General features: G+C 61.5%; 21 protein-coding genes and 2 pseudogenes. 12 read left to right on the top strand and 11 right to left on the bottom strand.

What is annotated here, in order from left to right; translation table 11 throughout:
* Nucleotides 1-4 precede the first annotated feature (4 nt).
* The 12 genes and pseudogenes from hutI (at nt 5) to NTD89_RS12705 (ending at nt 14,237) form a co-directional block, all read left to right on the top strand.
* Nucleotides 5-1,210 carry an imidazolonepropionase gene (gene hutI, locus NTD89_RS12760; RefSeq protein ID WP_145159929.1) on the top strand — a complete coding sequence of 402 codons (1,206 nt, stop codon included), beginning with the start codon at nt 5-7 and terminating at the stop codon, nt 1,208-1,210.
* An 11-nt stretch (nt 1,211-1,221) separates the two neighbouring features.
* Complete coding sequence (gene hutG, locus NTD89_RS12755) at nt 1,222-2,022, top strand: N-formylglutamate deformylase (RefSeq protein WP_262208035.1); 801 nt, start codon at nt 1,222-1,224, stop codon at nt 2,020-2,022.
* 241 nt (nt 2,023-2,263) lie between these two features.
* Complete coding sequence (choX, locus tag NTD89_RS12750) at nt 2,264-3,199, top strand: choline ABC transporter substrate-binding protein (RefSeq protein WP_262208033.1); 936 nt, start codon at nt 2,264-2,266, stop codon at nt 3,197-3,199.
* A gap of 155 nt (nt 3,200-3,354) precedes the next feature.
* Nucleotides 3,355-4,296: an alpha/beta hydrolase gene (locus NTD89_RS12745; protein WP_262208032.1), complete on the top strand. Its 942-nt coding sequence runs from the start codon at nt 3,355-3,357 to the stop codon at nt 4,294-4,296.
* 104 nt (nt 4,297-4,400) lie between these two features.
* Entirely contained in the window at nt 4,401-5,372 is a 972-nt protein-coding gene (pip, locus tag NTD89_RS12740) for a prolyl aminopeptidase (protein WP_119738084.1), read from the top strand.
* Nucleotides 5,369-5,806: a D-aminoacyl-tRNA deacylase gene (gene dtd / locus NTD89_RS12735; RefSeq protein WP_078740275.1), complete on the top strand. Its 438-nt coding sequence runs from the start codon at nt 5,369-5,371 to the stop codon at nt 5,804-5,806. Before pip ends, dtd begins: the two co-directional genes overlap by 4 nt.
* Nucleotides 5,807-6,073: 267 nt before the next feature.
* A complete protein-coding gene (locus tag NTD89_RS12730; RefSeq protein ID WP_315975608.1) occupies nt 6,074-7,858 on the top strand; it encodes a glucan biosynthesis protein G in 1,785 nt (594 codons plus the stop codon).
* Nucleotides 7,851-10,459, top strand: a pseudogene (mdoH, locus tag NTD89_RS12725) (glucans biosynthesis glucosyltransferase MdoH). The gene NTD89_RS12730 and the pseudogene mdoH overlap by 8 nt, the downstream one beginning before the upstream one ends.
* A 149-nt stretch (nt 10,460-10,608) precedes the next feature.
* Complete coding sequence (locus NTD89_RS12720; protein WP_145159943.1) at nt 10,609-11,409, top strand: transporter substrate-binding domain-containing protein; 801 nt, start codon at nt 10,609-10,611, stop codon at nt 11,407-11,409.
* 220 nt (nt 11,410-11,629) lie between these two features.
* A complete protein-coding gene (locus NTD89_RS12715) occupies nt 11,630-12,427 on the top strand; it encodes a transporter substrate-binding domain-containing protein (RefSeq protein WP_145159945.1) in 798 nt (265 codons plus the stop codon).
* A gap of 123 nt (nt 12,428-12,550) precedes the next feature.
* Nucleotides 12,551-13,510 (top strand): amino acid ABC transporter permease, encoded by a 960-nt coding sequence (locus NTD89_RS12710; RefSeq protein WP_262208030.1) that lies wholly within the window; start codon nt 12,551-12,553, stop codon nt 13,508-13,510.
* Nucleotides 13,503-14,237, top strand: coding sequence for an amino acid ABC transporter ATP-binding protein (locus NTD89_RS12705; protein ID WP_106577504.1), 735 nt, complete (start codon nt 13,503-13,505; stop codon nt 14,235-14,237). The genes NTD89_RS12710 and NTD89_RS12705 overlap by 8 nt, the downstream gene beginning before the upstream one ends.
* A gap of 195 nt (nt 14,238-14,432) precedes the next feature.
* Here the strand turns inward: NTD89_RS12705 and NTD89_RS29540 are convergent, their stop codons facing one another.
* The 11 genes and pseudogenes from NTD89_RS29540 to ubiE form a co-directional block, all read right to left on the bottom strand.
* The gene (locus NTD89_RS29540; protein WP_410017213.1) at nt 14,433-15,146 is read right to left on the bottom strand and encodes a methyl-accepting chemotaxis protein; all 714 of its coding nucleotides are present in this window, start codon (nt 15,144-15,146) and stop codon (nt 14,433-14,435) included.
* 171 nt (nt 15,147-15,317) lie between these two features.
* Nucleotides 15,318-16,349 (bottom strand): annotated as a pseudogene (locus NTD89_RS29535) (methyl-accepting chemotaxis protein); the annotation flags it as partial.
* 276 nt (nt 16,350-16,625) lie between these two features.
* The gene (locus NTD89_RS12695) at nt 16,626-17,333 is read right to left on the bottom strand and encodes a 16S rRNA (uracil(1498)-N(3))-methyltransferase (RefSeq protein ID WP_145159953.1); all 708 of its coding nucleotides are present in this window, start codon (nt 17,331-17,333) and stop codon (nt 16,626-16,628) included.
* Entirely contained in the window at nt 17,330-18,121 is a 792-nt protein-coding gene (gene tatC / locus NTD89_RS12690) for a twin-arginine translocase subunit TatC (protein ID WP_262207991.1), read from the bottom strand. Before tatC ends, NTD89_RS12695 begins: the two co-directional genes overlap by 4 nt.
* On the bottom strand, nt 18,118-18,549 hold the full coding sequence (tatB, locus tag NTD89_RS12685) for a Sec-independent protein translocase protein TatB (protein ID WP_262207989.1): 432 nt from the start codon (nt 18,547-18,549) through the stop codon (nt 18,118-18,120). Before tatB ends, tatC begins: the two co-directional genes overlap by 4 nt.
* Nucleotides 18,550-18,559: 10 nt before the next feature.
* Nucleotides 18,560-18,838 (bottom strand): twin-arginine translocase TatA/TatE family subunit, encoded by a 279-nt coding sequence (locus NTD89_RS12680; protein ID WP_242198780.1) that lies wholly within the window; start codon nt 18,836-18,838, stop codon nt 18,560-18,562.
* Nucleotides 18,839-18,863: 25 nt separating this feature from the next.
* Nucleotides 18,864-19,196 (bottom strand): phosphoribosyl-ATP diphosphatase, encoded by a 333-nt coding sequence (locus NTD89_RS12675; RefSeq protein WP_049710425.1) that lies wholly within the window; start codon nt 19,194-19,196, stop codon nt 18,864-18,866.
* 2 nt (nt 19,197-19,198) lie between these two features.
* Nucleotides 19,199-19,591 carry a phosphoribosyl-AMP cyclohydrolase gene (gene hisI / locus NTD89_RS12670; RefSeq protein WP_012721796.1) on the bottom strand — a complete coding sequence of 131 codons (393 nt, stop codon included), beginning with the start codon at nt 19,589-19,591 and terminating at the stop codon, nt 19,199-19,201.
* A 41-nt stretch (nt 19,592-19,632) separates the two neighbouring features.
* Nucleotides 19,633-21,237, bottom strand: a complete 1,605-nt coding sequence (gene ubiB / locus NTD89_RS12665) for a ubiquinone biosynthesis regulatory protein kinase UbiB (RefSeq protein ID WP_242198781.1) — start codon at nt 21,235-21,237, stop codon at nt 19,633-19,635.
* The gene (locus tag NTD89_RS12660) at nt 21,234-21,857 is read right to left on the bottom strand and encodes an SCP2 domain-containing protein (RefSeq protein WP_145159959.1); all 624 of its coding nucleotides are present in this window, start codon (nt 21,855-21,857) and stop codon (nt 21,234-21,236) included. Before NTD89_RS12660 ends, ubiB begins: the two co-directional genes overlap by 4 nt.
* Complete coding sequence (ubiE, locus tag NTD89_RS12655; RefSeq protein WP_106577513.1) at nt 21,857-22,627, bottom strand: bifunctional demethylmenaquinone methyltransferase/2-methoxy-6-polyprenyl-1,4-benzoquinol methylase UbiE; 771 nt, start codon at nt 22,625-22,627, stop codon at nt 21,857-21,859. Before ubiE ends, NTD89_RS12660 begins: the two co-directional genes overlap by 1 nt.
* Between the last annotated feature and the right edge of the window lie 2 nt (nt 22,628-22,629).

Here is a 22,629-nt window from a genome sequence, read left to right as displayed (position 1 = left end):
GTTGATGAAAACGCTTTGGCAACACTGCCACGTCGCAACCATGGCAGACGGCAAATACTCGATCATCGAGGATGCCGCCATGGTCACTGCCAATTCGCTCATCGAGTGGATTGGCCCCCGCAGCCAGGCGCCGACGGCGGATTACGCCCAGGTGCATGACCTGCAAGGCGCGTGGGTCACCCCCGGGCTGATCGACTGCCACACCCACACGGTGTTCGGCGGCAATCGCAGCGGCGAATTCGAGCAGCGCCTTGAAGGCGTGAGCTACGCCGACATCGCGGCCAAGGGAGGCGGTATTGCCAGCACCGTGCGCGCCACCCGCGCGGCCACTGAAGATGAGCTGTTTGCCAGCGCGCACAAGCGCCTGCGCAGTTTGCTGCGTGACGGCGTGACCACGGTGGAGATCAAGTCCGGCTACGGCCTGGACCTGGCCAGCGAGCGCAAACTGCTGCGGGTCATCCGTCGCCTCGGCGAAGCGCTGCCGGTCAGCGTGCGCGCCACGTGCCTGGCAGCGCACGCATTGCCGCCGGAGTACAAGGACCGCGCCGACGATTACATCGACCACATCTGCCACGAGATGCTGCCGGCCCTGGCAGCCGAAGGGCTGGTGGACGCGGTGGACGCCTTCTGCGAATACCTGGCGTTTTCCCCGGAACAGGTCGAGCGCGTGTTCAAGGTCGCCCAGCAACTTGGCCTGCCGGTGAAGTTGCACGCCGAGCAACTCTCTTCGTTGCATGGCTCAAGCCTGGCCGCGCGTTACCACGCGCTGTCGGCGGACCATCTGGAATTCATGACCGAGGACGACGCCATCGCCATGGCCGCGTCGGGCACTGTCGCCGTGTTGCTGCCGGGCGCGTTCTACTTTCTGCGTGAAACCCAGCTGCCGCCGATGGATGCGCTGCGCAAGCACGGCGTGAAGATTGCCATCGCCAGCGACCTCAACCCCGGCACCTCGCCGGCGCTGTCGGTGCGCCTGATGCTGAACATGGCCTGCACGCTGTTCCGCATGACCCCGGAAGAAGCCCTGGCCGGCGCCACGCAACACGCGGCTACCGCGCTGGGCATGGGCGACACCCACGGCTCGCTGGAAGTGGGCAAGGTCGCCGACTTTGTCGCCTGGCAGATTGATCGCCCCGCCGACCTGGCCTACTGGCTGGGCGGCGAGCTGGATAAACGCGTCGTGCGCCACGGCGTCGATGTCACTGTTTAAGGAGCACTGCTGTGGATAAGGTTCTGAACTTCAAACAAGGCCGAGTGCCGCTGCTGATCAGCATGCCCCACGCGGGCCTGCGCCTGACGCCTGCGGTGCAAGCCGGGCTGATCCCCGAGGCACACAGCCTGCCGGACACCGACTGGCATATTCCCACGCTGTATGACTTTGCCGAAGACCTGGGCGCCAGCACCTTGTCGGCAGAGTACTCGCGGTTTGTGATCGACCTGAACCGGTCATCGGACGACAAGCCGCTGTATGTCGGCGCCACTACGGGGCTGTACCCGGCGACATTGTTCGACGGCGTGCCATTATTTCGCGAAGGCCTGGAGCCTTCCGCCGAGGAGCGCGCCACTTACCTGCAGAAGATTTGGGGGCCGTACCACCGCGCCCTGCAAGAGGAACTGGCGCGGCTCAAGGCCGAGTTCGGCTACGCGCTGCTGTTTGATGCGCACTCGATCCGTTCGGTGATCCCGCACCTGTTTGAAGGCAAGCTGCCGGACTTCAACCTCGGCACTTTCAATGGCGCGGCGTGTGACCCGGAACTGGCCAGCCAGTTGGAAAGCATCTGCGCTCAGCATTCGCAGTACACCTATGTGCTTAACGGGCGCTTCAAGGGCGGGCACATCACTCGCCATTACGGCGACCCGGCGCAGGATATTCATGCGGTGCAGTTGGAGTTGTGCCAGAGCGCTTATATGGAGGAGTTTGAGCCGTTTCGTTATCGGCCGGATTTGGCCGAGCCGACACGGGTGGTGTTGAAGCAGTTGCTGGAAGGGTTGTTGGCCTGGGGGCAGAAGCACTACCGGTAATTTTTGGTACTGCTGAAATAGCTTTCGCGAGCAAGCCCGCTCCCACATTTGGCCGAGTTCCAACATGAGAACGCGGTCCCAATGTGGGAGCTGGCTTGCCTGCGATGAGGCCTCACAGTCGCCCCAGTGCAACTGCCGGTCGCCACAGGTCGTGTTAACAGAGGTCCCGCTGGGTAAGGTTGTGGGTAGGGCGCGCCAGACGCCACTCCCCACAATAAAGCTGCCGAGTGAGACCTCATTCATGAAAAGACTGTTGTTGATCCTCACCGCCGCCGCTTTGATCAGCGCCAACGCCATGGCCGCAGAACCTGCATCCTGCAAAGCCATACGCATGGGCGTGGTCAGTTGGACCGACGTGGTCGCCACCTCCGGCATGGCTGACGTGCTGCTCAATGGCCTGGGCTACGACAGCAAACAGACCAGCGCCGTGCAACAGATCATCTTTGCCGGCATCCGCGACAAGCGCCTGGATATCTTCCTCGGCTACTGGAAACCGGCGATGGACAACAACATCGCGCCGTTCCTGGCCGCCAAGCAGGTCAAGGTCTTCGACACGCCCAGCCTGTCTGACGCCCAGGCCACTCTGGCGGTGCCGCAATACGTGGCCGACGCCGGGCTGAAAACCTTTGCCGACATTGCGCGCTTCAAGGACAAGCTGGGCGCCAAGATCTACGGCATCGAGCCTGGCAGTGGCGCGAATACCGATATCCAGAAAATGATCGACACCAACCACTTTGGCCTGGGCGGCTTCAAGCTGGTTGCCTCCGGTGAAGCGGGCATGCTCGCGGCCGTACAGCGTGCGGTGAACCGCAAGGAGTTTGTCGTGTTTGTCGGTTGGACCCCGCACCCGATGAACATCAACATGAAAATGGCTTACCTCACCGGCAGCGAAGATGTGTTTGGCGCTGACGAAGGCCGGGCCACGGTGTCCACCGTGACCGCGCCGGATTTCGCCGAGCGTTGCCCCAACGCCAACCGGCTGCTGACAAACCTGACCTTCACCGCCGCGCAGGAAAGCCAGTTGATGGTGCCGATCATGGAGCGCCAATCGCCGCAGGAAGTCGCCAAGCAATGGCTGCGCGAGCACCCCGAGGATTTGCAGCGCTGGCTGGCTGGGGTGACAGCGTTTGATGGCGGCGATGGCGTGGCGGCCGTCCAGTCCAGCCTCAAACCCTAAGCCAACGCACGGTAGCTCAAACAACACAGGGCAAATGTGGGAGCGGGCTTGCCCGCGATAGCGATGTATCAGGTCACTCACAAGTGGCTGACACACCGCTATCGCAGGCAAGCCAGCTCCCACACTGGATCTACAGCGATTAGGGATATTTGCGCATGTATCCGATTTCTCCGCAGCTTGCGGCGTTCGTCACTAAAACCGAATCCTTCAGCAGCGACGACTCGTCGCTCGCAGGTTTACGCCGTAACTACGACCGCATGTGCCAGGCATTCACTCCGCCGAAGCCAGCAGGGCTGCATGTCTCTGACTTTGCCCTCGGTGCAGTCGGCGTGCGCAGCTATCTCCCTTCGGCGCCCACGCCAACCGAAGGCTGGCCATGCCTGCTTTATATGCACGGCGGCGGCTGGGTGGTCGGCGGGCTGGATTCCCATGACTTCATCTGCTTCGAACTGGCCAGCACGCTTGAAGTACTGGTGATCGCCATCGACTACCGCCTGGCGCCGGAACACCCGTTCCCGGCGGCATACCAGGATTGCCGCGCAGTGTGGCAGGCCATCCAGGCCGGGCAGGGGCCGCACGCCATCAACCTGCAGCGCCTGGTGGTGATGGGCGACAGCGCGGGCGGCAATCTGGCTGCGGCGTTGTGCCTGGGTTTGCGCGATGACGGCCAGCCGCTGCCCCGCGCCCAAGTGCTGATTTACCCAGGTTTGGGCGGCGCGGCGGACCTGCCGTCGCGCCGTGATTGCATGGATGCGCCCTTGCTCAGTACCGCCGACACCGACTGCTACCTGGCGCTCTATCTGCCGGGCGCGGACACGCCATCGGCCTATGCCATGCCACTGCTGGCCAAGGACTTCAGCGGTTTACCCAAGGCGTTGATCGCCGTGGCCCAGTTCGACCCGCTGCGCGACGACGGCATGCTGTATGCCGAACGCCTGCGGGCGGCAACTGTTGAGGCGGTGTTGTATCCCGGCAAAGGCCTGGTCCACGGTTGTTTGCGCGCGCGCGGCCAAGTGGCGCAGGTGGATCAGCTCTACGACTATCTATTGGGCTACGTGCGGCGCTGCCTGGGGAGCGAAGGGCTGACACAGGTCTAAGTGCTCAAGGACATGCTCATTGCACAATTCGGGTTTATGATGCCAGACGGCAAAAATAATAGACGTCCCCTCAGGGATGAACCCGACACCCTACGGAGCGCGCAATGCAGACTTGGTACCCGCAGATCAAACCCTACGCCCGGCACGATCTGGCCGTCGATGACACCCACACCCTGTACGTCGATGAAAGCGGCTCCCCCGAAGGCTTGCCCGTCGTCTTTATCCACGGTGGCCCGGGCTCCGGCTGCGACGCCCAGAGCCGCTGCTACTTTGATCCGAATCTGTACCGCATTGTCACCTTCGATCAGCGCGGCTGCGGACGCTCCACGCCTCGCGCCAGCCTGGAAAACAACACCACCTGGGACCTGGTCGCCGACCTTGAGCGCATTCGCGAACACCTGGGCATCGAAAAGTGGGTGCTGTTTGGCGGCTCCTGGGGCTCGACCCTGTCGCTGGCTTACGCGCAAACCCATCCCGAGCGCGTGCATGGCCTGATCCTGCGCGGGATCTTCCTGGCGCGTGACCAGGACATTCATTGGTTTTACCAGGAAGGCGCGAGCCGCATGTTCCCGGATTACTGGCAGGACTACCTGGCACCGATCCCGGCGGATGAGCGCCACGACCTGGTCGCCGCCTACCACAAACGCCTGACCGGCAACGACCAGATCGCCCAGATGCACGCCGCCAAGGCGTGGTCCGGCTGGGAAGGCCGCATGCTGGGCCTGTGCCCGAGCCCGCAGCATGTCGAGCGGTTTTCCGAGCCGCAGCGCGCGCTGTCGATCGCACGTATCGAATGCCACTACTTCACCAACAACTCTTTCCTTGAGCCCAACCAGCTGATTCGCGACATGCACAAGATCGCCCACTTGCCTGGCGTAATCATTCATGGGCGCTACGATATGATCTGCCCGCTGGACAATGCCTGGGAGCTGCATCAGGCGTGGCCCAACAGTGAGCTGCAGGTGATTCGCGAGGCCGGCCATGCCGCGTCCGAGCCCGGCATTACCGATGCCTTGGTGCGTGCAACCGGCGAAATGGCACGGCGCCTGCTTGATCTGCCGCCAGAAGAAGCATGAAGGGCCTGTTGCAACGGGTGCGTGGCGCCCGCGTCGAGGTGGCGGGCGAGGTTGTAGGCGCAATTGACCAGGGTTTGCTGGTGCTGGTCGCCGTTGAGCCTTCAGATACCCCAGAGAGCGCCGACAAACTGTTACACAAGCTGCTTAACTACCGGGTATTCAGTGATGACGAGGGCAAGATGAACCTGTCCTTGAAAGACATTGGCGGCGGTTTGCTGCTGGTGTCGCAGTTCACCCTGGCGGCCGATACCAAAAGTGGCCTGCGGCCAAGCTTCTCCACGGCGGCCCCTCCGGCGCTGGGAGCAGCGCTTTTTGATCACTTGCTGTTACAAGCGCAACAATTGCATGGCAAGGTGGCGTCAGGGCGTTTTGGGGCGGATATGCAGGTGCATTTGGTCAATGATGGCCCTGTGACCTTCCTCTTACAGACATGAATGTATTAAAAACGACGTTAATGCCTAAAAACGCAGGGTTTCGCTACAAATACTTCGTTGTCCCTGATGCGTTGTTTCGCGGGCTACTAGATAATCGCGCGCTACGGGGATCAGCGTTGTTTGGTCCATTTTTGACTTAGGTAGAGACTTGTCCGACAAACCAATGGGGAATCATTTTGACCCAAGGGAGTCGGAACAATGCTCGCCAACCTGGCATATAGATAGCTGGCCGTTGGTTTTTTGATCTGTTTTCGGCGAGGGTTGCTCGTGATTGTTAGTCCCTGTAATGCACCAAAATTGTCTGCCAAACGGTTACGAAACGCACTGGTAACGGGCTCTGCCCTGTTTTGCCTGTTCGGCGCGGGTCAACTGTGGGCATTCAGTCTGGATGATGTGTCGGCCAAGGCAAAAGAGCTGGCCGGGCAGAAATACGAAGCTCCGCGCAGCAATCTTCCGAACGAATTTCGCGAAATGAAATTCGCCGACTATCAGAAGATTCGTTTCCGTAACGGAAAAGCCGAGTGGGCCGATCAAAACACGCCGTTCAAGCTGTCCTTCTATCACCAGGGCATGCACTTCGACACGCCGGTGAAAATCAACGAAGTCACCGCCGACACCGTCCAGGAAATCAAATACGACCCGACGCGTTTTGATTTCGGCGACGTGAAATACGATCCCAAGTCCACTGAACAGCTGGGTTATGCCGGTTTCCGTGTGCTGTACCCGATCAACACGCCCGACAAGCAAGACGAAATCATGACCATGCTCGGCGCCAGCTACTTCCGCGTCGTCGGCAAAGGCCAGTCGTATGGCCTGTCTGCCCGTGGCATGGCGATCGACACTGCATTGCCGTCCGGTGAAGAGTTCCCGCGTTTCACCGAATTCTGGATCGAGCGTCCAAAACCGGGTGAAAAGCAGTTAGTGATCTTCGCCTTGCTGGACTCCCCACGCGCCACCGGCGCCTATCGCCTGACCCTGCGCCCTGGCACCGACACCGTTGTCGACGTCAAGTCGCAGATGTTCCTGCGCGACAAGGTCAGCAAACTGGGCGTTGCCCCGCTGACCAGCATGTTCCTGTTCGGTGCGAACCAGCCGTCCAAGGTGCTCAACTACCGTCGTGAACTGCACGATTCCAGCGGTCTGTCGATCCATGCCGGCAATGGCGAGTGGATCTGGCGCCCTCTGAACAACCCTAAACACCTGTCGGTCAGCAACTTTGCCATCGAAAACCCGCGTGGTTTCGGCCTGCTGCAACGTGGCCGCGACTTCAGCCACTACGAAGACCTGGACGACAACTACGACAAGCGCCCAAGCGCCTGGATCGAGCCTGAAGGCGACTGGGGCAAGGGTTCGGTCGATTTGGTAGAGATTCCGACCGCCGATGAAACCAACGACAACATCGTTGCGTTCTGGAGCCCGGCCGAGCTGCCAAAAGTCGGCGAGCCGCTGGACATCAGCTACCGCCTGCACTGGACTATGGACGAGAAAGCCCTGCACCCGGCCGACAGCGCCTGGGTCAAGCAGACCCTGCGTTCGACCGGTGACGTGAAGCAATCCAACCTGATCCGTCAGCCGGACGGCAGCGTGGCCTACCTGGTTGACTTCGAGGGCCCGTCCCTCAAAGCCCTGCCGGCAGACGCCGCGGTGCGCAGCCAAGTGAGTGTCGGCGACAACGCCGAAATCGTTGAAAACAGCGTGCGTTACAACGAACACACCAAAGGCTGGCGCCTGACCCTGCGGATGAAGATCAAGGACGCAGGCAAACCGACTGAAATGCGTGCGGCCCTGGTCCAGGACATCCCGCAGCCGGAGCCTGAAAAAGCGTCGACCCAAGTGATCAAGGCCGACAAGCTCTTGGCCAAGCAACACGAGAAACAGGCCAAGAAAGAAGCTAAAGAAGCTAAAGAAGCTAAAGACGCGAAAGAAGCCAAAGACAAGGAAGCCAAGCAGCCAGAAGCTGCCCCGGCCACGCCACTCTCTAATCCGGAGCCGGCCAAGACAGAACACGTCCTGACCGAAACCTGGAGCTATCAGTTGCCTGCCGATGAGTAATTCTCAAGCCACGCCCGAGACTCTGTCCGAGTACCTGGCGCACCTCCCGATGACCGCCGAGCAGCGCGCCGAGCTGGCGGGCTGCACGTCCTTCAGCGAGCTGCATGAGCGGCTTTCGTCCGCGACCTTCGACGCACCAACCGACGCTGCCCAAGCGTCGGTCGGCCGTCGGCTGACCCTCAACACCGCCGAAGAGCTGCAAGACGCGGAAATGCTTGCGCTCGACGCCAGCGGCCGGGTTTGCCTGAAGGCCACACCGCCGATCCGTCGGACCAAAGTGGTGCCTGAGCCTTGGCGCACCAACATTCTGGTGCGCGGTTGGCGCCGGATGACCGGTCGCACCAACCCGCCGAAGCCGCCCAAGGACGATCGTGTACTGCCTGCCGCGCGCTGGCGTACCGTCGGTTCGATCCGCCGCTACATCCTGCTGATTTTGATGCTCGGTCAGACCATCGTTGCCGGCTGGTACATGAAAGGCATCATGCCGTACCAGGGCTGGTCACTGGTCGACTTCGACGAAGTGCGCAACCAGACCTTGCTGCAAACCGCGACCCAAGTCCTGCCTTACGCGCTGCAAACCAGCATCCTGATCATGTTCGGGATCTTGTTCTGCTGGGTCTCGGCCGGTTTCTGGACCGCGCTGATGGGCTTTCTGGAACTGCTGACCGGTCACGATAAATACCGGATTTCCGGTAAAAGTGCCGGTGACGAGCCGATTCCGAAAGACGCCCGCACCGCTTTAGTAATGCCGATTTGCAACGAAGACGTGCCCCGGGTATTTGCCGGCCTGCGCGCCACCTTCGAATCGGTGGCCGCCACGGGCGATCTGGATCGTTTCGATTTCTTCGTCCTCAGTGACAGTAACGAAGCCGATATCTGCATCGCCGAACAGCAAGCCTGGCTTGACGTATGCCGCGAAGCCGGAGGGTTCGGCAAGATCTTCTATCGCCGTCGTCGCCGTCGTGTCAAACGCAAAAGCGGCAACCTCGATGATTTCTGCCGTCGCTGGGGCGGTGACTACAAGTACATGGTGGTCCTCGACGCCGACAGCGTGATGAGCGGCGAATGCCTGACCAGCCTGGTGCGCCTGATGGAAGCCACGCCGGATGCCGGGATCATCCAGACCGCGCCGCGTGCGTCGGGCATGGACACCCTGTATGCGCGCATGCAGCAGTTCGCCACCCGTGTGTACGGCCCGCTGTTTACCGCTGGCCTGCACTTCTGGCAGCTGGGTGAATCCCACTACTGGGGCCACAACGCGATCATCCGCATGAAGCCGTTTATCGAGCACTGCGCCCTGGCGCCGTTGCCGGGTAAAGGCGCGTTTGCCGGTGCGATCCTCTCCCACGACTTCGTTGAAGCAGCGCTGATGCGCCGTGCCGGCTGGGGCGTGTGGATTGCCTACGACTTGCCGGGCAGCTACGAAGAACTGCCGCCGAACCTGCTGGACGAACTCAAGCGTGACCGTCGCTGGTGCCACGGTAACCTGATGAACTTCCGCCTGTTCCTGGTAAAAGGCATGCACCCGGTGCACCGCGCGGTGTTCCTGACCGGCGTGATGTCGTACCTGTCGGCGCCGTTGTGGTTCTTCTTCCTGGTGCTGTCGACGGCGTTGCTGGCGGTGAACACCCTGATGGAGCCGCAGTACTTCATGGCGCCACGCCAGTTGTACCCGCTGTGGCCGCAATGGCATCCGGACAAGGCGGTGGCGTTGTTCTCCACCACCATCGTGCTGTTGTTCCTGCCTAAGTTGCTGAGCATCATCCTGATCTGGGCCAAGGGCGCGAAAGAGTTCGGCGGCAAGTTCAAGGTGACCTTGTCGATGCTGCTGGAGATGCTGTTCTCGATGCTGCTGGCGCCGGTGCGGATGATCTTCCACACCCGTTTCGTGCTGGCCGCGTTCCTCGGCTGGGCCGCGACCTGGAACTCGCCACAGCGTGACGACGACTCCACGCCGTGGAGCGAGGCGGTCAAACGTCACGGCCCGCAAACATTGCTTGGCTTCCTCTGGGCATTGTTGGTGGTGTGGCTGAACCCAAGCTTCCTGTGGTGGCTGATCCCAATTGTCGGTTCGCTGATGCTGTCGATTCCGGTGTCGGTAATTTCCAGCCGCGTGAAGCTGGGCCTCAAGTCCCGCGACGAGAGCCTGTTCCTGATCCCTGAGGAATACAATCCGCCGCAGGCCTTGCTGTCGACCGAGAAGTACACCCACGAAAACCGTTGGCACGCGCTGAACGACGGGTTTGTGCGTTCGGTTGTCGACCCGCAGCAGAATGCGCTGGCCTGCGCCCTGGCGACCTCGCGTCACCGTGAAGCGGAGCCGATCGAGCATCTGCGTCAGGAGCGTGTCCGCCACGCATTGAAAGTCGGCCCTGCCGGCCTCAACAACGGCGAGCGCGTGGCGCTGCTCAGCGATCCGGTCGCCTTGGCTCGCCTGCACCAGCAAGTCTGGAGCGAAGGTCACGCCGAGTGGCTCGGCGCCTGGCGTGCTTCGATCAAGGCCGACCCGCACGCGCCTTTGCTGCCGCTGCAACCGCTGTCGTCCCAGACTCAACCGGCCTGATTCATACGCCCCCGAGGGCTCACCTCGGGGGCGTTTGAAGCGCTGGTCCTACAGCGTTTCGCGCTTCTTCCTCTACGCACTAACGCCTTGTTATTTCGAAACAAAAGTCCTTTGTTCGCGACGTATTGCCGTGCCTGTGGCTGGGTTAGCATCGCCCCCTCGAATTGACGAGGTCACAGGGGGAATCATGAGCAAAAGCTATTGTTGGGCGTGGCTGACAGGCGCTGTCGCATGGGTGTACGCGGGCCTGCTGAGTGCCGGCGCCCTGGATGACGCCGTGCGCCGTGGCGTGCTTAAGGTCGGCACCACGCCCGCCTATGTGCCCTTCGAGATGACGGACAAGCAGGGACGCATCGTCGGCTTCGAGATCGATTTGCTCAAGGCCATGAGCCACGCCCTGGGCGTCCAACTCGAATTGGTCACCATGCCCTATACCGACCTGGTACCGGGGCTGATGGCGAACAAGTTCGATCTGATCGGCAGCGGCATGACGGTCACTCAAGAGCGCAATCTGAAGCTCAATTTCAGCGACTCCTTCATCGTGGTTGGCCAAACCGCGCTGCTGCATCCGAGCCTGGCCGGCAAAATTTCCAGTATCGAAGACCTCGACGAAGCGGGTTATCGGATCGCCGCCACGGCAGGTACCACCGCAGAGACAGCGGCGCGACGCTTTCTCGGGGCGGCCCGGCTAAGCAGTTTCGCCACCGCGGAAGAGGGCGTGCGGCAGGTGGTGGAGGGTAATGCCGATGCCTTCATTCATGACGCACCCTACAACCTGATCGCAATGGCCCGGCCGGAAAACCGCACACTGTTGGCGCTTGAGCAGCCATTCACCTTCGAGCCTCTGGCGTTCGGGTTGAAAAAGGGTGATTACGACAGCCTCAACTGGATCAACCACTTCCTCAGCCAGGTGGCCCAGGACGGGACCTACGATCGCCTGCACGACAAGTGGTTCAAGGACACCGCCTGGATGGCCGAGATTGATTGATCGTCATAACCACTTATCTATCAAGACGTTGCCGCGCTCTCCCGCTGAACCTGTCTGACCCTGCGCGTTGCTGCACCGTTGTGGGGCTTTTCCGACATACGCAGGGAACATTTACCCGTGAAACCTTTGTGACGGGCAGCGAGTGGGGTAGGATCGCACCCCGAATTGGTGCAGCCCTTTTGCGCGCCGACTTTATAAGAACCGTTCAGGGGACTTGATGATGAAAAAGTATCTTTCGATGCTGATGCTCGGCGTCACCGCGCTGGTCGCGGCCACTGCGGCCCACGCTGGCGCCATCGATGATGCGGTCAAGCGCGGCACGCTGAAAGTCGGTATGGACCCGACTTACATGCCGTTCGAAATGACAGACAAGCGCGGTGACATCATCGGCTTTGAAGTCGACATCCTCAAGGCCATGGCCAAATCGATGGGCGTCAAACTGGAGCTGGTGTCCACCGGTTACGACGGCATCATCCCGGCCTTCCTGACCGGCAAGTTCGACATGATCGGCAGCGGCATGACCCTGACTCAGGAACGCAACCTGCGACTCAATTTCAGCGAACCCTTCATCGTGGTCGGCCAGACGTTGCTGATTCGCAAGGACCTGGAAGGCACCATCAAGTCCTACAAAGACCTCAACGATGAGAAATACCGCCTGACCTCCAAGCTGGGCACCACCGGTGAGATGGTCGCCAAAAAGCTGATCTCCAAGGCCAAGTACCACGGCTACGACAACGAGCAGGAAGGCGTGCTCGACGTGGTCAACGGCAAGGCTGATGCCTTTGTGTATGACGCGCCGTACAACGTGGTTGCCGAGAAAAAGGTCGGCAACGGCAAACTGGTGTTCCTGGAAGAACCCTTCACCTTCGAGCCGTTGGCGTTCGGCCTGAAAAAAGGCGATTACGACAGCCTCAACTACATCAATAACTTCCTGCACCAGATCCGCAACGACGGCACCTACGATCGCATCCATGACAAGTGGTTCAAGAGCGCCGAGTGGCTCAAGGACATGGAATAAGGGCTGACACCCAGTCGACTTCATCGCAGGCAAGCCAGCTCCCACAGTTGAAATGCGTTCCCTTATGGGAGCGGGCTTGCCCGCGATGACGGCATGCCAGGCGATACATCTTCGGAAAGTGAAATGAAACAGAAAAAAGCCCAATGGCCCTGGCACCTGCTGACCGTGGTCGTGCTGGTTGGCCTGGCTGGCGCGTTGTACTACGCCACCTCGCTGATGTCTTACGAGTGGCGCTGGAACCGCGTGCCGCAGTACTTCGCCTATCAGGCCGAAACGTCGCAGCGCGCCGCCGACATCTCCACCGTGGTGGAACTGGTGCACAAAGGCGACGTCGCTGAAGTGACCCTGCGCAACGACGCCGGCATTGAGCAAAAGCTCACCGTGGCCGACAACAGCCTGCAAGTGTCGCGTGGCGACGATGTTGCCGAGGGCGACGTGGTGGGCGTCACCCGGCATTGGGCGCTGGGGCCGTTGATGTGGGGCTTGTGGACCACATTGTGGCTCTCGGTGGTGTCCGGCATTCTCGGCCTGGCGATCGGTTTGGCAACCGGCCTGTGCCGTCTGTCCAGTAACCCGACCTTGCGTGACCTGTCGACGATCTACGTCGAGCTGGTACGCGGTACGCCGCTGTTGGTGCAGATCTTCATTTTCTATTTCTTCATCGGCACGGTGCTCAATCTGTCGCGGGAGTTTGCCGGGATCGCGGCGCTGTCGCTGTTCACCGGCGCTTATGTGGCGGAAATCGTGCGCGCCGGTGTGCAGTCGATCACCCGCGGCCAGAATGAAGCCGCGCGTTCCCTGGGCCTGAGTGCCAGCCAGTCGATGCGCCATGTGGTATTGCCGCAAGCGTTCAAGCGTGTGCTGCCGCCTTTGGCCGGGCAATTTATCAGCCTGGTCAAGGACACGTCGCTGGTGTCGGTAATCGCGATTACCGAGCTGCTCAAAAGTGGCCGCGAGGTAATCACCACCTCGTTCTCGCCGTTTGAAATTCTGTTCTGTGTGGCAGGCCTGTACCTGCTGATCAACCTGCCGCTGTCGAAAATGGCCAGCCGGCTTGAGCGGAGGCTCGCGCAAAGTGATTGAAGTCCGCGATCTGGTAAAAGTCTTCGACACCCGTGGTCACGTGGTGCGCGCGGTGGACCACGTCACCACTCACGTCGCCAAGGGCGAAGTGCTGGTGGTGATCGGCCCGTCGGGTTCCGGCAAATCCACCTTCCTGCGTTGCCTGAATGGTTTGGAAGCATTCGACTCGGGCTCCGTCAGCATCGACGGCCTGCAACTGGCTGACCCGAAAACCGACGTGAACGCCTACCGTCGCGAAGTCGGCATGGTGTTCCAGCATTTCAACCTGTTCCCGCACATGACGGTGCTGGAAAACCTGTGCTTGGCGCAAAAAGTCGTGCGCAAGCGCGGCAAACAAGAGCGCGAGGCCAAGGCCCTGGCGCTGCTCGAAAAGGTCGGTATTGCGCAAAAGGCCAACGAGTTTCCGTCACGTTTGTCCGGTGGACAGCAACAGCGCGTGGCCATCGCCCGCGCGTTGGCGATGGAACCCAAGGTCATGCTGTTTGACGAGCCCACTTCGGCGCTGGACCCGGAAATGGTCGGTGAAGTGCTGGACGTGATGAAGACCCTCGCCCTGGAAGGCATGACCATGGTCTGCGTCACCCACGAGATGGGTTTTGCCCGCGAAGTGGCCGACCGGGTGCTGTTTTTCGATCATGGCAAATTGCTGGAAGACGCGTCTCCTGCCGCGTTCTTTGACGCGCCGAAAGACCCGCGGGCCCAGGCCTTCCTGCGTCAGGTCCTGTAAACCTCAACGCCGGGCACGACTGGGTCAACTGAGCACCGGCGGCCGCGGTGTGTGGCGACACACACCGCACCCTCATCACACCGCGATTAATCTTCTCCGGCACTGCATTGTGCGGTGCCTGCAAGCGGGTGAGCCGAAACAGGCTCAAACGCTCAATGGGTTCGGCGGCCCGGGTCGGCCGCCATGCAAGGCGGCTCAGATGCGGAAGCGGCCTACCAGGGTTTGCAAGTAAATCCCCAGGCGCGCCAGTTCGGCACTGGAGGCGGCGGTTTCCTCACTGGCCGAAGAGGTCTGTTCAGACACATCGCGCACATTCAGCACACTGCGGTTGATCTCTTCGGCCACGGCACTCTGCTGCTCGGCGGCGGTGGCGATCTGCGAGTTCATCGCCTGAATGGTCGAGACCGTGCGGGTGATATTGCCCAGCGCATTGCCGGCCCGACGGGTCAGCTCGACGCTGCTGTCGGTGAGGCCACGGCTGTTGTCCAGGATGGTGGCTACTTGCTGGGTGCCGCTTTGCAGGCCGACGATCAGCTCTTCGATCTCTTCAGTGGACTTCTGCGTACGCTGGGCCAGGCTGCGCACCTCATCGGCGACCACGGCAAAGCCACGTCCGGCTTCACCGGCACGCGCGGCCTCGATCGCGGCGTTAAGCGCCAGCAGATTGGTTTGCTGGGCGACCGACTTGATCACGTCGAGCACGCTGCCGATCTTGTCGCTTTCGCGCTTCAGATGGCCCATGGCTTCGGTGGAATTGCCCACCTCAGTGGCCAGGCGCTCGATCTGGGCGATGGCCTCACCCACGACCTTGTCGCCTTCGCGGGCCTGCTGGTCAGCGGCCACGGCGGCTTCAGAGGCTTCCTCGGCGTTACGCGCCACTTCCTGCACGGTGGCCGCCATTTCATTCATGGCAGTGGCCACCTGGTCGGTCTCGACCTTTTGGCTATTGACCCCCGCGCTGGTCTGCTCGGTGACGGCCGACAGTTGCTCGGCGGCGCTGGCGATCTGAGTGACGCCATCGCTGATCCCGCCGATCAGCTCGCGCAGGCCGACGGTCATGCTTTGCGTGGCGCGTTGCAGCTGCCCCAACTCATCCTGGCGCGCAGAGTTGAGGTTGTGGCTCAGGTCGCCGGAGGCGACGTGCTCAGCGACTTTGAGCGTCTGGTTCAGCGGAATGACGATTTGGCGCGTGATGGCCCAGGCGGCGACCACGCCGAAGATCAGCGCCAGTACGGTGGCCAGCAGCAACAGCTGCTTGGCATGCGCCGCGTCGGCATCGCGTACTGCGGTTTGCGAGACGGTGAGTTTTTCGCTGTGGCCCAGCAGGATATCGCCTTGCTCGGTCATGATTTTCAGGGCCGCAGCGCTGGCGACCTGGGAGTCGCGGTACTGGCTGACGGCGACGCGATAGGCTTGCAGCGACACGCCGGCTTCTTGCAAGTTGGCCTGGTACTGGGCAGGCAATTGGCCTTCCAGTTCAGTGATTTTCTTCAGGGCGTTGTCGATGGCATCCAGGGCAGGCTGCTCGGCCTCCGTCTTGGCGCTGTAGGTGTAGCCGCGCACCTGGAAGCGCGATTGCTGGATCAGCTTGCTCAAGTCGACCACGCTGTTGAACTGGGTGACGCTGTCACCTTGCAGCAGCGCCTTCTCGACCTCATTGGTCTTGGCCACGGCGTTGTCGGCGGTGTCGCCGAGCTTGCTGCGCGCGCCTTCGCGCTTCAGCCCGGCCTGGACCATGGTGGCGAAGGCTTTTTTGTATTGGTTCAAGGCCTCCTGTTGTTGCTCCACCAGGGCCTTGTCGTCGGGTTGCTCGATCAGGGTTTGTGCGGTTTTAAGGCCGTTGTCCAGCTGGGTAAGCAGGCTGTTGACCGCATCCGTGCCTTGTTCGCCGCGACGCATTTCGAAGTCCAGGCGCGCCAGGCGCAGGTCTTTGGTCAGGCCGTTGAGGCTGGAGATAAAGCCCAGTTTGTCACCGCGATTGATCACATCGCCCAGGCCGGTCCAGCCGGTGAAGGTGGTCAACAACGTCAGGACTAACACCAAGCCAAAGCCAATGCTCAGCTTGCGGTTGACGCTCACATTCCCCAGTTTTTCGGCTAACCAACGATACATACTGCGAACTCCCTTTGAACAAGGCTTGGACTTATTCAGAGGCTATCGGCTGCGCAGGATTATTCTGTAGGCGCGATGGATCATGTTGCGCGTTTTGAGGTGGGCAGGTTTTTTGTGGCGAGCGGGCTTGCCCCGCGTTGGGCTGCGCAGCAGCCCCAGTCAGAGCAACGCCGTATGTCAGGCATACCCAGTTGACCGTTTTTGGGCTGCTTCGCGCCCCAACGCGGGGCAAGCCCGCTCGCCACAAAAAGCCCGCTTGGCAGCAAACGGTGAGGTTTAGAACAGGCGGGCGAGCAGGGCGGTCACGGCGGTTTCTACGCGCAGGATTCGTGCGCCGAGCTGCACGGGTTGCAAGCCGGCTTTGGTCAGCAGGTCCACTTCGTAGGGTATCCAGCCACCTTCCGGGCCGATGGCCAGCGTTACCGGTTCATCCAGCGCACGCGGGCAGGCTGGGTAGTCGCCGGGGTGGCCGATCAGGCCGAGGGTGCCTGCGGTCATGGCTGGCAGGCGATCTTCGACGAACGGCTTAAAGCGCTTTTCGATTACGATCTCGGGCAGCACCGTATCGCGCGCCTGCTCCAGACCCAGAACCAGCTGCTCGCGAATCGCCTCGGGCTCAAGGAACGGGGTTTGCCAAAAGCTCTTCTCCACGCGGTAGCTGTTGACCAGCACCACCTTGGGCACGCCCATGGCTGCGACGGTTTGCAGCACTCGGCGCAGCATCTTCGGGCGCGGCAGGGCCAGCAGCAGGGTCAGCGGCAGTTTGGCCGGCGGCTGCAGGTCGAAGCTGACTTGCAGCTCGGCTTCGCCCGGTTCCAGGCGCAGCAGTTGGGCGTTGCCCATCAGCCCGCCAATGCGGCCCACACGCAGGTTGTCACCCACCACTGCGCGGTGGACGTCCTGCATATGCACCAGGCGCCGATCACGCAGAATCACCCGGTCGGCCGCGATAAAGTCGGCCTCCTCAAGCAGCAGCAGGTTCACGGCTGGGTCGCTGGCGGCTGATCGTCGTTGGCGGGTTGGTCATCCGGGTGCTCGCCACGTTTGCTGATCAAACTGCCAAACAGGATGCCGATCTCGAACAGCATCCACATCGGCACAGCCAACAGGGTCTGCGAGAAGATGTCCGGTGGCGTCAGGATCATGCCGACCACAAAGCAACCGATGATCACGTACGGGCGCACTTTCTTCAGGTACTTGACGTCAACCACGCCGATCCATACCAGCAGCACCACGGCCACCGGGATTTCAAAGGCCACGCCAAAGGCGAAGAACAGCGTCATCACGAAGTCGAGGTAACTGGTGATGTCGGTCATCATTTCCACACCGGCCGGGGTGGCGGCGGCGAAGAACTTGAAGATCAGCGGGAACACCAGGAAATAGGCGAAGGCCATGCCGGTGTAGAACAGCAGGATGCTCGACACCAGCAATGGCACCGCGATGCGTTTCTCATGCTTGTACAGGCCCGGCGCGATAAAGCCCCAGATCTGGTGCAGGATCACCGGGATCGCCAGGAACAGCGAAACCATCATGGTCAGCTTCAACGGCGTCAGGAACGGTGACGACACGTCGGTGGCGATCATCGTCGCGCCGGCCGGCAGGTACTGGCGCAGCGGTGTCGAAACGAAGGTGTAGATCTGCTGGGTGAAGGCGAACAGCCCGGCAAAGATGATGAAAATCGCCGCTACGCAACGCAGCAGGCGGGTACGCAGCTCGGTGAGGTGCGAGACCAGCGGCATGTGCTGGTCGTTTTCCGGTTTATCAGCGCTCATGGGGCTCGCGGCGGCAATGTAGGGTCATGGGGAGCGGGCGACGCAACGGGCGTCGGCGCTGGCGCTGTCGGGGCAGGTGCGGTGGGTGCCGGGGTGTGTTCCACCACGGGTGCAGCATCAGCCGCGGCCGGCGGCGCGATGCTGTGCTCGGCCACGGGCTCTGCCGGTTTGCTCGGCTCATTGACCGGCGACAGAATCTTGCGCGCTTCCTGCTCCAACGAAAGGATATGTTCGTTGTGCAGCTGGCGGCGAATCTCGTCGGCGCCGATTTCCCGTTCAACTTCCTGTTTGATGGCGTTGAAACTGCGTTTCAGGCGCCCGATCCATAGGCCGGCCGTGCGCGCGGCACCGGGCAGGCGTTCCGGCCCCAATACCAGCAGGGCGACGAGGCCGACGAGGAGCAGTTCAGAGAAGCTGATACCAAACATTAGTCAGTGCTCACGAGTCTTTGCGGGTCGGCTCTTGGACTTTTTCAGCCTGCACGTCGAAGGTACGACGTTCGGTGATGGGCTGGGTGGCCTGCGGGTGCACAGGCTGCGCCGGGGGGACCGGGTTGGCGGCAGGTTCGGCGGGCTTTTCATCGTCGTTCATGGCTTTGCGAAAGCCCTTGATCGACTCGCCCACGTCAGTGCCCAGGTTTTTGAGTTTCTTGGTGCCGAACACCAGTACCACCACCACCAGAATGACGATCCAGTGTTTCCAGTCAAAAATGCCCATGCTGCAATTCCTCTGTAAAAGTTATTCAGGTGGACGGGCGCGAGGCCTTTTCGGCATGCCCGGACAAGCCGAAGCGACGGTCCAGTTCATCCAGCACTGCCTGCGGATGCTGCCCCAGTTGGGCGAGCATGACCAGGCTATGGAACCATAGGTCAGCGGTTTCGTAGATGACATCGCTGCAGTCGCCGCTGATCTGTGCGTCTTTGGCAGCAATGATGGTTTCGACGGATTCCTCGCCGAGTTTTTCCAGAATCTTGTTCAAACCCTTGTGGTACAGGCTGGCGACATAGGAGCTGTCGGCGTCCGCGCCTTTGCGGTCTTCCAGCACCTGGGCCACGCGGTTGAGGGTATCGCTCATGTCTAGTGTCCTGCCGAGTAAATGGCGTGCGGGTCTTTGAGCACCGGTTCGACCACCTTCCATTCGCCATTCTCGAACACGCGATAGAAGCAGCTGTGACGGCCGGTGTGGCAGGCGATGTCGCCGATCTGCTCGACTTTGAGGATTACCACGTCGGCGTCGCAGTCGATGCGCATCTCGTGCAGGGTTTGCACGTGCCCGGACTCTTCGCCCTTGCGCCACAGTTTGCCACGCGAACGTGACCAGTAAATGGCGCGCTGCTCAGTGGCAGTGAGGCTCAGGGCCTCACGGTTCATCCAGGCCATCATCAGCACGCGCCCGGTCTTGTAGTCCTGGGCAATGGCCGGCACCAGGCCGTCACTGTCCCATTTGATCTCGTCCAGCCAGTCTTTCATGTTCCGCTCCGGCAATTTGCGACAGTGTATAACCGGATCGGCTATCGACGCACGATCAGATAAACACCCACGGCGACCATGATGCCGGCCGGCCAGTGGCCCAGTTGGTTCAACGGCCCACCGATGGCCAGCATCACGCCGCCGACCAGGTGCGCGGCGCCCAGCAGGCGCAGGAACCAATCGTCCTTGCGCTTCTGCCAGGGCGGCGCGGGGTCTTTGGCGTGGGGCTGGGACATGCGCTCGAGCAGGTCGCGCGTCATGTTGGCCAGGTGCGGCAGCTGCTCGACCTGGCTTTGCAGGTTGCCCAGCAAGGTTTTCGGGCTGACGCGCTCACGCATCCAGCGCTCCAGGAACGGCTGCGCGGTGTTCCACAGGTCGAGGTCCGGGTACAGCTGACGGCCCAGGCCTTCGATGTTGAGCAGGGTTTTCTGCAGCAGCACCAGTTGCGGCTGCACTTCCATATTGAAGCGCCGCGCGGTCTGGAACAGGCGCATCAGTACCTGGCCGAATGAAATATCTTTTAACGGTTTTTCAAAGATCGGTTCGCACACGGTGCGGATGGCCGCTTCGAATTCGTTGAGCTTGGTTTCTGCCGGCACCCAGCCCGAATCGATGTGCAGTTGCGCCACGCGGCGGTAGTCACGCTTGAAGAAGGCGAACAGGTTGCGCGCCAGGTAATCCTGGTCTTCCGGGGTCAGGCTGCCGACGATGCCGCAGTCGATCGCAATGTACTGCGGGCTCCACGGGTTGACGGTGCTGACGAAGATGTTGCCCGGGTGCATGTCGGCGTGGAAAAAGCTGTCGCGGAACACCTGGGTGAAGAAGATCTCCACGCCGCGCTCGGCGAGCATTTTCATGTCGGTGCGCTGGTCGGCCAGGGTGGCGAGGTCGGTAACTTGCACGCCGTAGATGCGCTCCATCACCAGCACTTTGGGGCGGCACCAGTCCCAATACACTTGCGGCACGTACAGCAGCTGCGAGCCTTCGAAGTTGCGCTTGAGCTGGCTGGCGTTGGCGGCCTCGCGCAGCAGGTCGAGTTCGTCGTAGATGGTTTTTTCGTAATCGGCGACCACGTCCACCGGGTGCAGCAGGCGCGCGTCGGCGGAGAAGCGCTCGGCGGCGCGCGCAAGAATGAACAGCCACGCCAGGTCCTGGCCAATGATCGGCTTGAGGCCGGGGCGAATCACCTTCACCACCACTTCTTCGCCAGTCTTGAGCTGCGCGGCGTGCACTTGCGCGACCGAGGCCGAGGCCAGCGGGTCGACGTCGAAACGGCTGAATACTTCGCTGATCTTTTTGCCCAACTGCTCTTCGATCAGCTTCATCGACTGTTGGGAATCAAACGGCGGCACGCGGTCCTGCAGCAGCATCAACTCGTCGGCGATGTCTTCGGGCAACAGGTCGCGGCGGGTGGAGAGGATCTGCCCGAACTTGATAAAAATCGGCCCCAAATCCTGCAACGCCAGGCGCAGGCGCGCGCCACGGCTCAGCTCCAGCGGTCTGCGCGGGAGCCAGCGCCACGGCAGCACATAGCGCACCGCCAGCAGAAACCACGGCAAGGGCAGGGCGAACAGCAGGTCATCGAGGCGGTAGCGGATTACGACGCGCTGGATACGAAACAGACGGCGGACGGCGAGCAGCTTCATGCGTTATCGCTTGGATCAAGGGAACGGCTCAGGCGCTCAACGCGCGCTTCGAGGCGTTCCAGGTCGATTTTGGCCTTGTCGAGTTCGCGAAAGCGCGCTTGCGCTTCCCGTTCTCCGACCAGGGTGCGCGATTCTTCGCTCAGGTATTCGGCAAGGTTCTGGTTGAGGGCGGCGAACCCTTGCTGGTACCAGCGCGAGCGGCTGCGCAGGTGCCCGCTGATCAACTGAGTGGCCACGGGGCCGATCCAGCGTGACAGCTCGTATTCCCAGTCCAGTTCCAGGTCTTGCAGCACAGCGGCCAGGTCCATCAGCACCGCGCTGTCGCCTTCCAATTCCACGTCGGGGCCGTGGAGGATGGCGGTTTTGTTGCGGCTCAGCGCCAGGTGCAACAGGCTCGAGGCGGGCGCACGCAGGGTGCAGTCGGCTTCGGCGGCCCATTGGGTCGCGAGCAGCACGCCTTCATCGCTGGGCAGGATAAATAGCTGCAAGGCGGGGCTCGTGCAGTCGACGGCAATGATTTTGCCGTTCAAGTGCGCGAGCCGCGCCAGGGCGGTGCTGTCCAGGCGCAGCACACGGTTGAGGCCGTGTTCAACGCTGGCGAGAAGGCCTGCGAACAGCATCAGGGTTTGATGCCGCGGTGCAGGGCGACGATGCCGGAGGTCATGTTGTGGTAGGTCACGCGGTCGAAACCGGCGTCTACCATCATCGACTTCAGCGTTTCCTGGTCGGGGTGCATGCGGATCGATTCGGCCAGGTAGCGGTAGCTCTCGGCGTCATTGGTGATCAGCTTGCCCATCAACGGCATGAAGGCGAACGAGTAGGTGTCGTAGACCTTGGACATCAGCGCGTTGGTCGGCTTGGAGAACTCCAGCACCAGCAGGCGGCCACCTGGCTTGAGCACACGCAGCATCGAGCGGATGGCGTCTTCTTTGTGGGTCACGTTGCGCAGGCCGAAGGCGATGGTTACGCAGTCGAAATGGTTGTCCGGGAACGGCAGCTTTTCAGCGTCGGCCTGGACGAATTCGATGTTGCCGGCTACGCCTTTATCCAGCAGGCGATCGCGGCCAACCTTGAGCATCGAACCGTTGATATCCGCCAGCACCACCTGGCCGGTCGGGCCGACGAGCTTGGAGAACTTGGCGGCCAGGTCGCCCGTGCCGCCGGCAATGTCCAGCACGCGGTTGCCGGTGCGTACACCCGACAACTCGATAGTGAAGCGCTTCCACAGGCGGTGCATGCCGCCCGACAGCACGTCGTTCATCAGGTCGTACTTGGCGGCTACGGAGTGGAACACCTCAGCGACTTTTTCCGCTTTCTGGCTTTCCGGAACGTTCTTGAAGCCGAAGTGAGTGGTGGGTTCGGCATCGCTGCCTTTGCGCTGATCAGTCATAT

Source organism: Pseudomonas sp. 14P_5.3_Bac1 (assembly GCF_025466135.1).
In the GTDB taxonomy this organism is placed as follows: Bacteria; Pseudomonadota; Gammaproteobacteria; order Pseudomonadales; family Pseudomonadaceae; genus Aquipseudomonas.
Note: the sequence above shows the minus strand (reverse complement) of the source record. Positions and strands in the feature narration are given on the sequence as shown.

What these genes read in the sequence shown, in the direction of transcription:
- hutI (WP_145159929.1), top strand. Translation starts at nt 5, where the DNA reads ATGAAAACGCTTTGGCAACACTGCCACGTCGCAACCATGGCAGACGGC.
- choX (WP_262208033.1), top strand. Translation starts at nt 2,264, where the DNA reads ATGAAAAGACTGTTGTTGATCCTCACCGCCGCCGCTTTGATCAGCGCC.
- NTD89_RS12745 (WP_262208032.1), top strand. Translation starts at nt 3,355, where the DNA reads ATGTATCCGATTTCTCCGCAGCTTGCGGCGTTCGTCACTAAAACCGAA.
- pip (WP_119738084.1), top strand. Translation starts at nt 4,401, where the DNA reads ATGCAGACTTGGTACCCGCAGATCAAACCCTACGCCCGGCACGATCTG.
- dtd (WP_078740275.1), top strand. Translation starts at nt 5,369, where the DNA reads ATGAAGGGCCTGTTGCAACGGGTGCGTGGCGCCCGCGTCGAGGTGGCG.
- NTD89_RS12720 (WP_145159943.1), top strand. Translation starts at nt 10,609, where the DNA reads ATGAGCAAAAGCTATTGTTGGGCGTGGCTGACAGGCGCTGTCGCATGG.
- NTD89_RS12715 (WP_145159945.1), top strand. Translation starts at nt 11,630, where the DNA reads ATGAAAAAGTATCTTTCGATGCTGATGCTCGGCGTCACCGCGCTGGTC.
- NTD89_RS12710 (WP_262208030.1), top strand. Translation starts at nt 12,551, where the DNA reads ATGAAACAGAAAAAAGCCCAATGGCCCTGGCACCTGCTGACCGTGGTC.
- NTD89_RS29540 (WP_410017213.1), bottom strand. Translation starts at nt 15,146, where the DNA reads ATGAATGAAATGGCGGCCACCGTGCAGGAAGTGGCGCGTAACGCCGAG.
- tatC (WP_262207991.1), bottom strand. Translation starts at nt 18,121, where the DNA reads ATGAGCGCTGATAAACCGGAAAACGACCAGCACATGCCGCTGGTCTCG.
- tatB (WP_262207989.1), bottom strand. Translation starts at nt 18,549, where the DNA reads ATGTTTGGTATCAGCTTCTCTGAACTGCTCCTCGTCGGCCTCGTCGCC.
- NTD89_RS12680 (WP_242198780.1), bottom strand. Translation starts at nt 18,838, where the DNA reads ATGGGCATTTTTGACTGGAAACACTGGATCGTCATTCTGGTGGTGGTG.
- NTD89_RS12675 (WP_049710425.1), bottom strand. Translation starts at nt 19,196, where the DNA reads ATGAGCGATACCCTCAACCGCGTGGCCCAGGTGCTGGAAGACCGCAAA.
- hisI (WP_012721796.1), bottom strand. Translation starts at nt 19,591, where the DNA reads ATGAAAGACTGGCTGGACGAGATCAAATGGGACAGTGACGGCCTGGTG.
- ubiB (WP_242198781.1), bottom strand. Translation starts at nt 21,237, where the DNA reads ATGAAGCTGCTCGCCGTCCGCCGTCTGTTTCGTATCCAGCGCGTCGTA.
- NTD89_RS12660 (WP_145159959.1), bottom strand. Translation starts at nt 21,857, where the DNA reads ATGCTGTTCGCAGGCCTTCTCGCCAGCGTTGAACACGGCCTCAACCGT.
- ubiE (WP_106577513.1), bottom strand. Translation starts at nt 22,627, where the DNA reads ATGACTGATCAGCGCAAAGGCAGCGATGCCGAACCCACCACTCACTTC.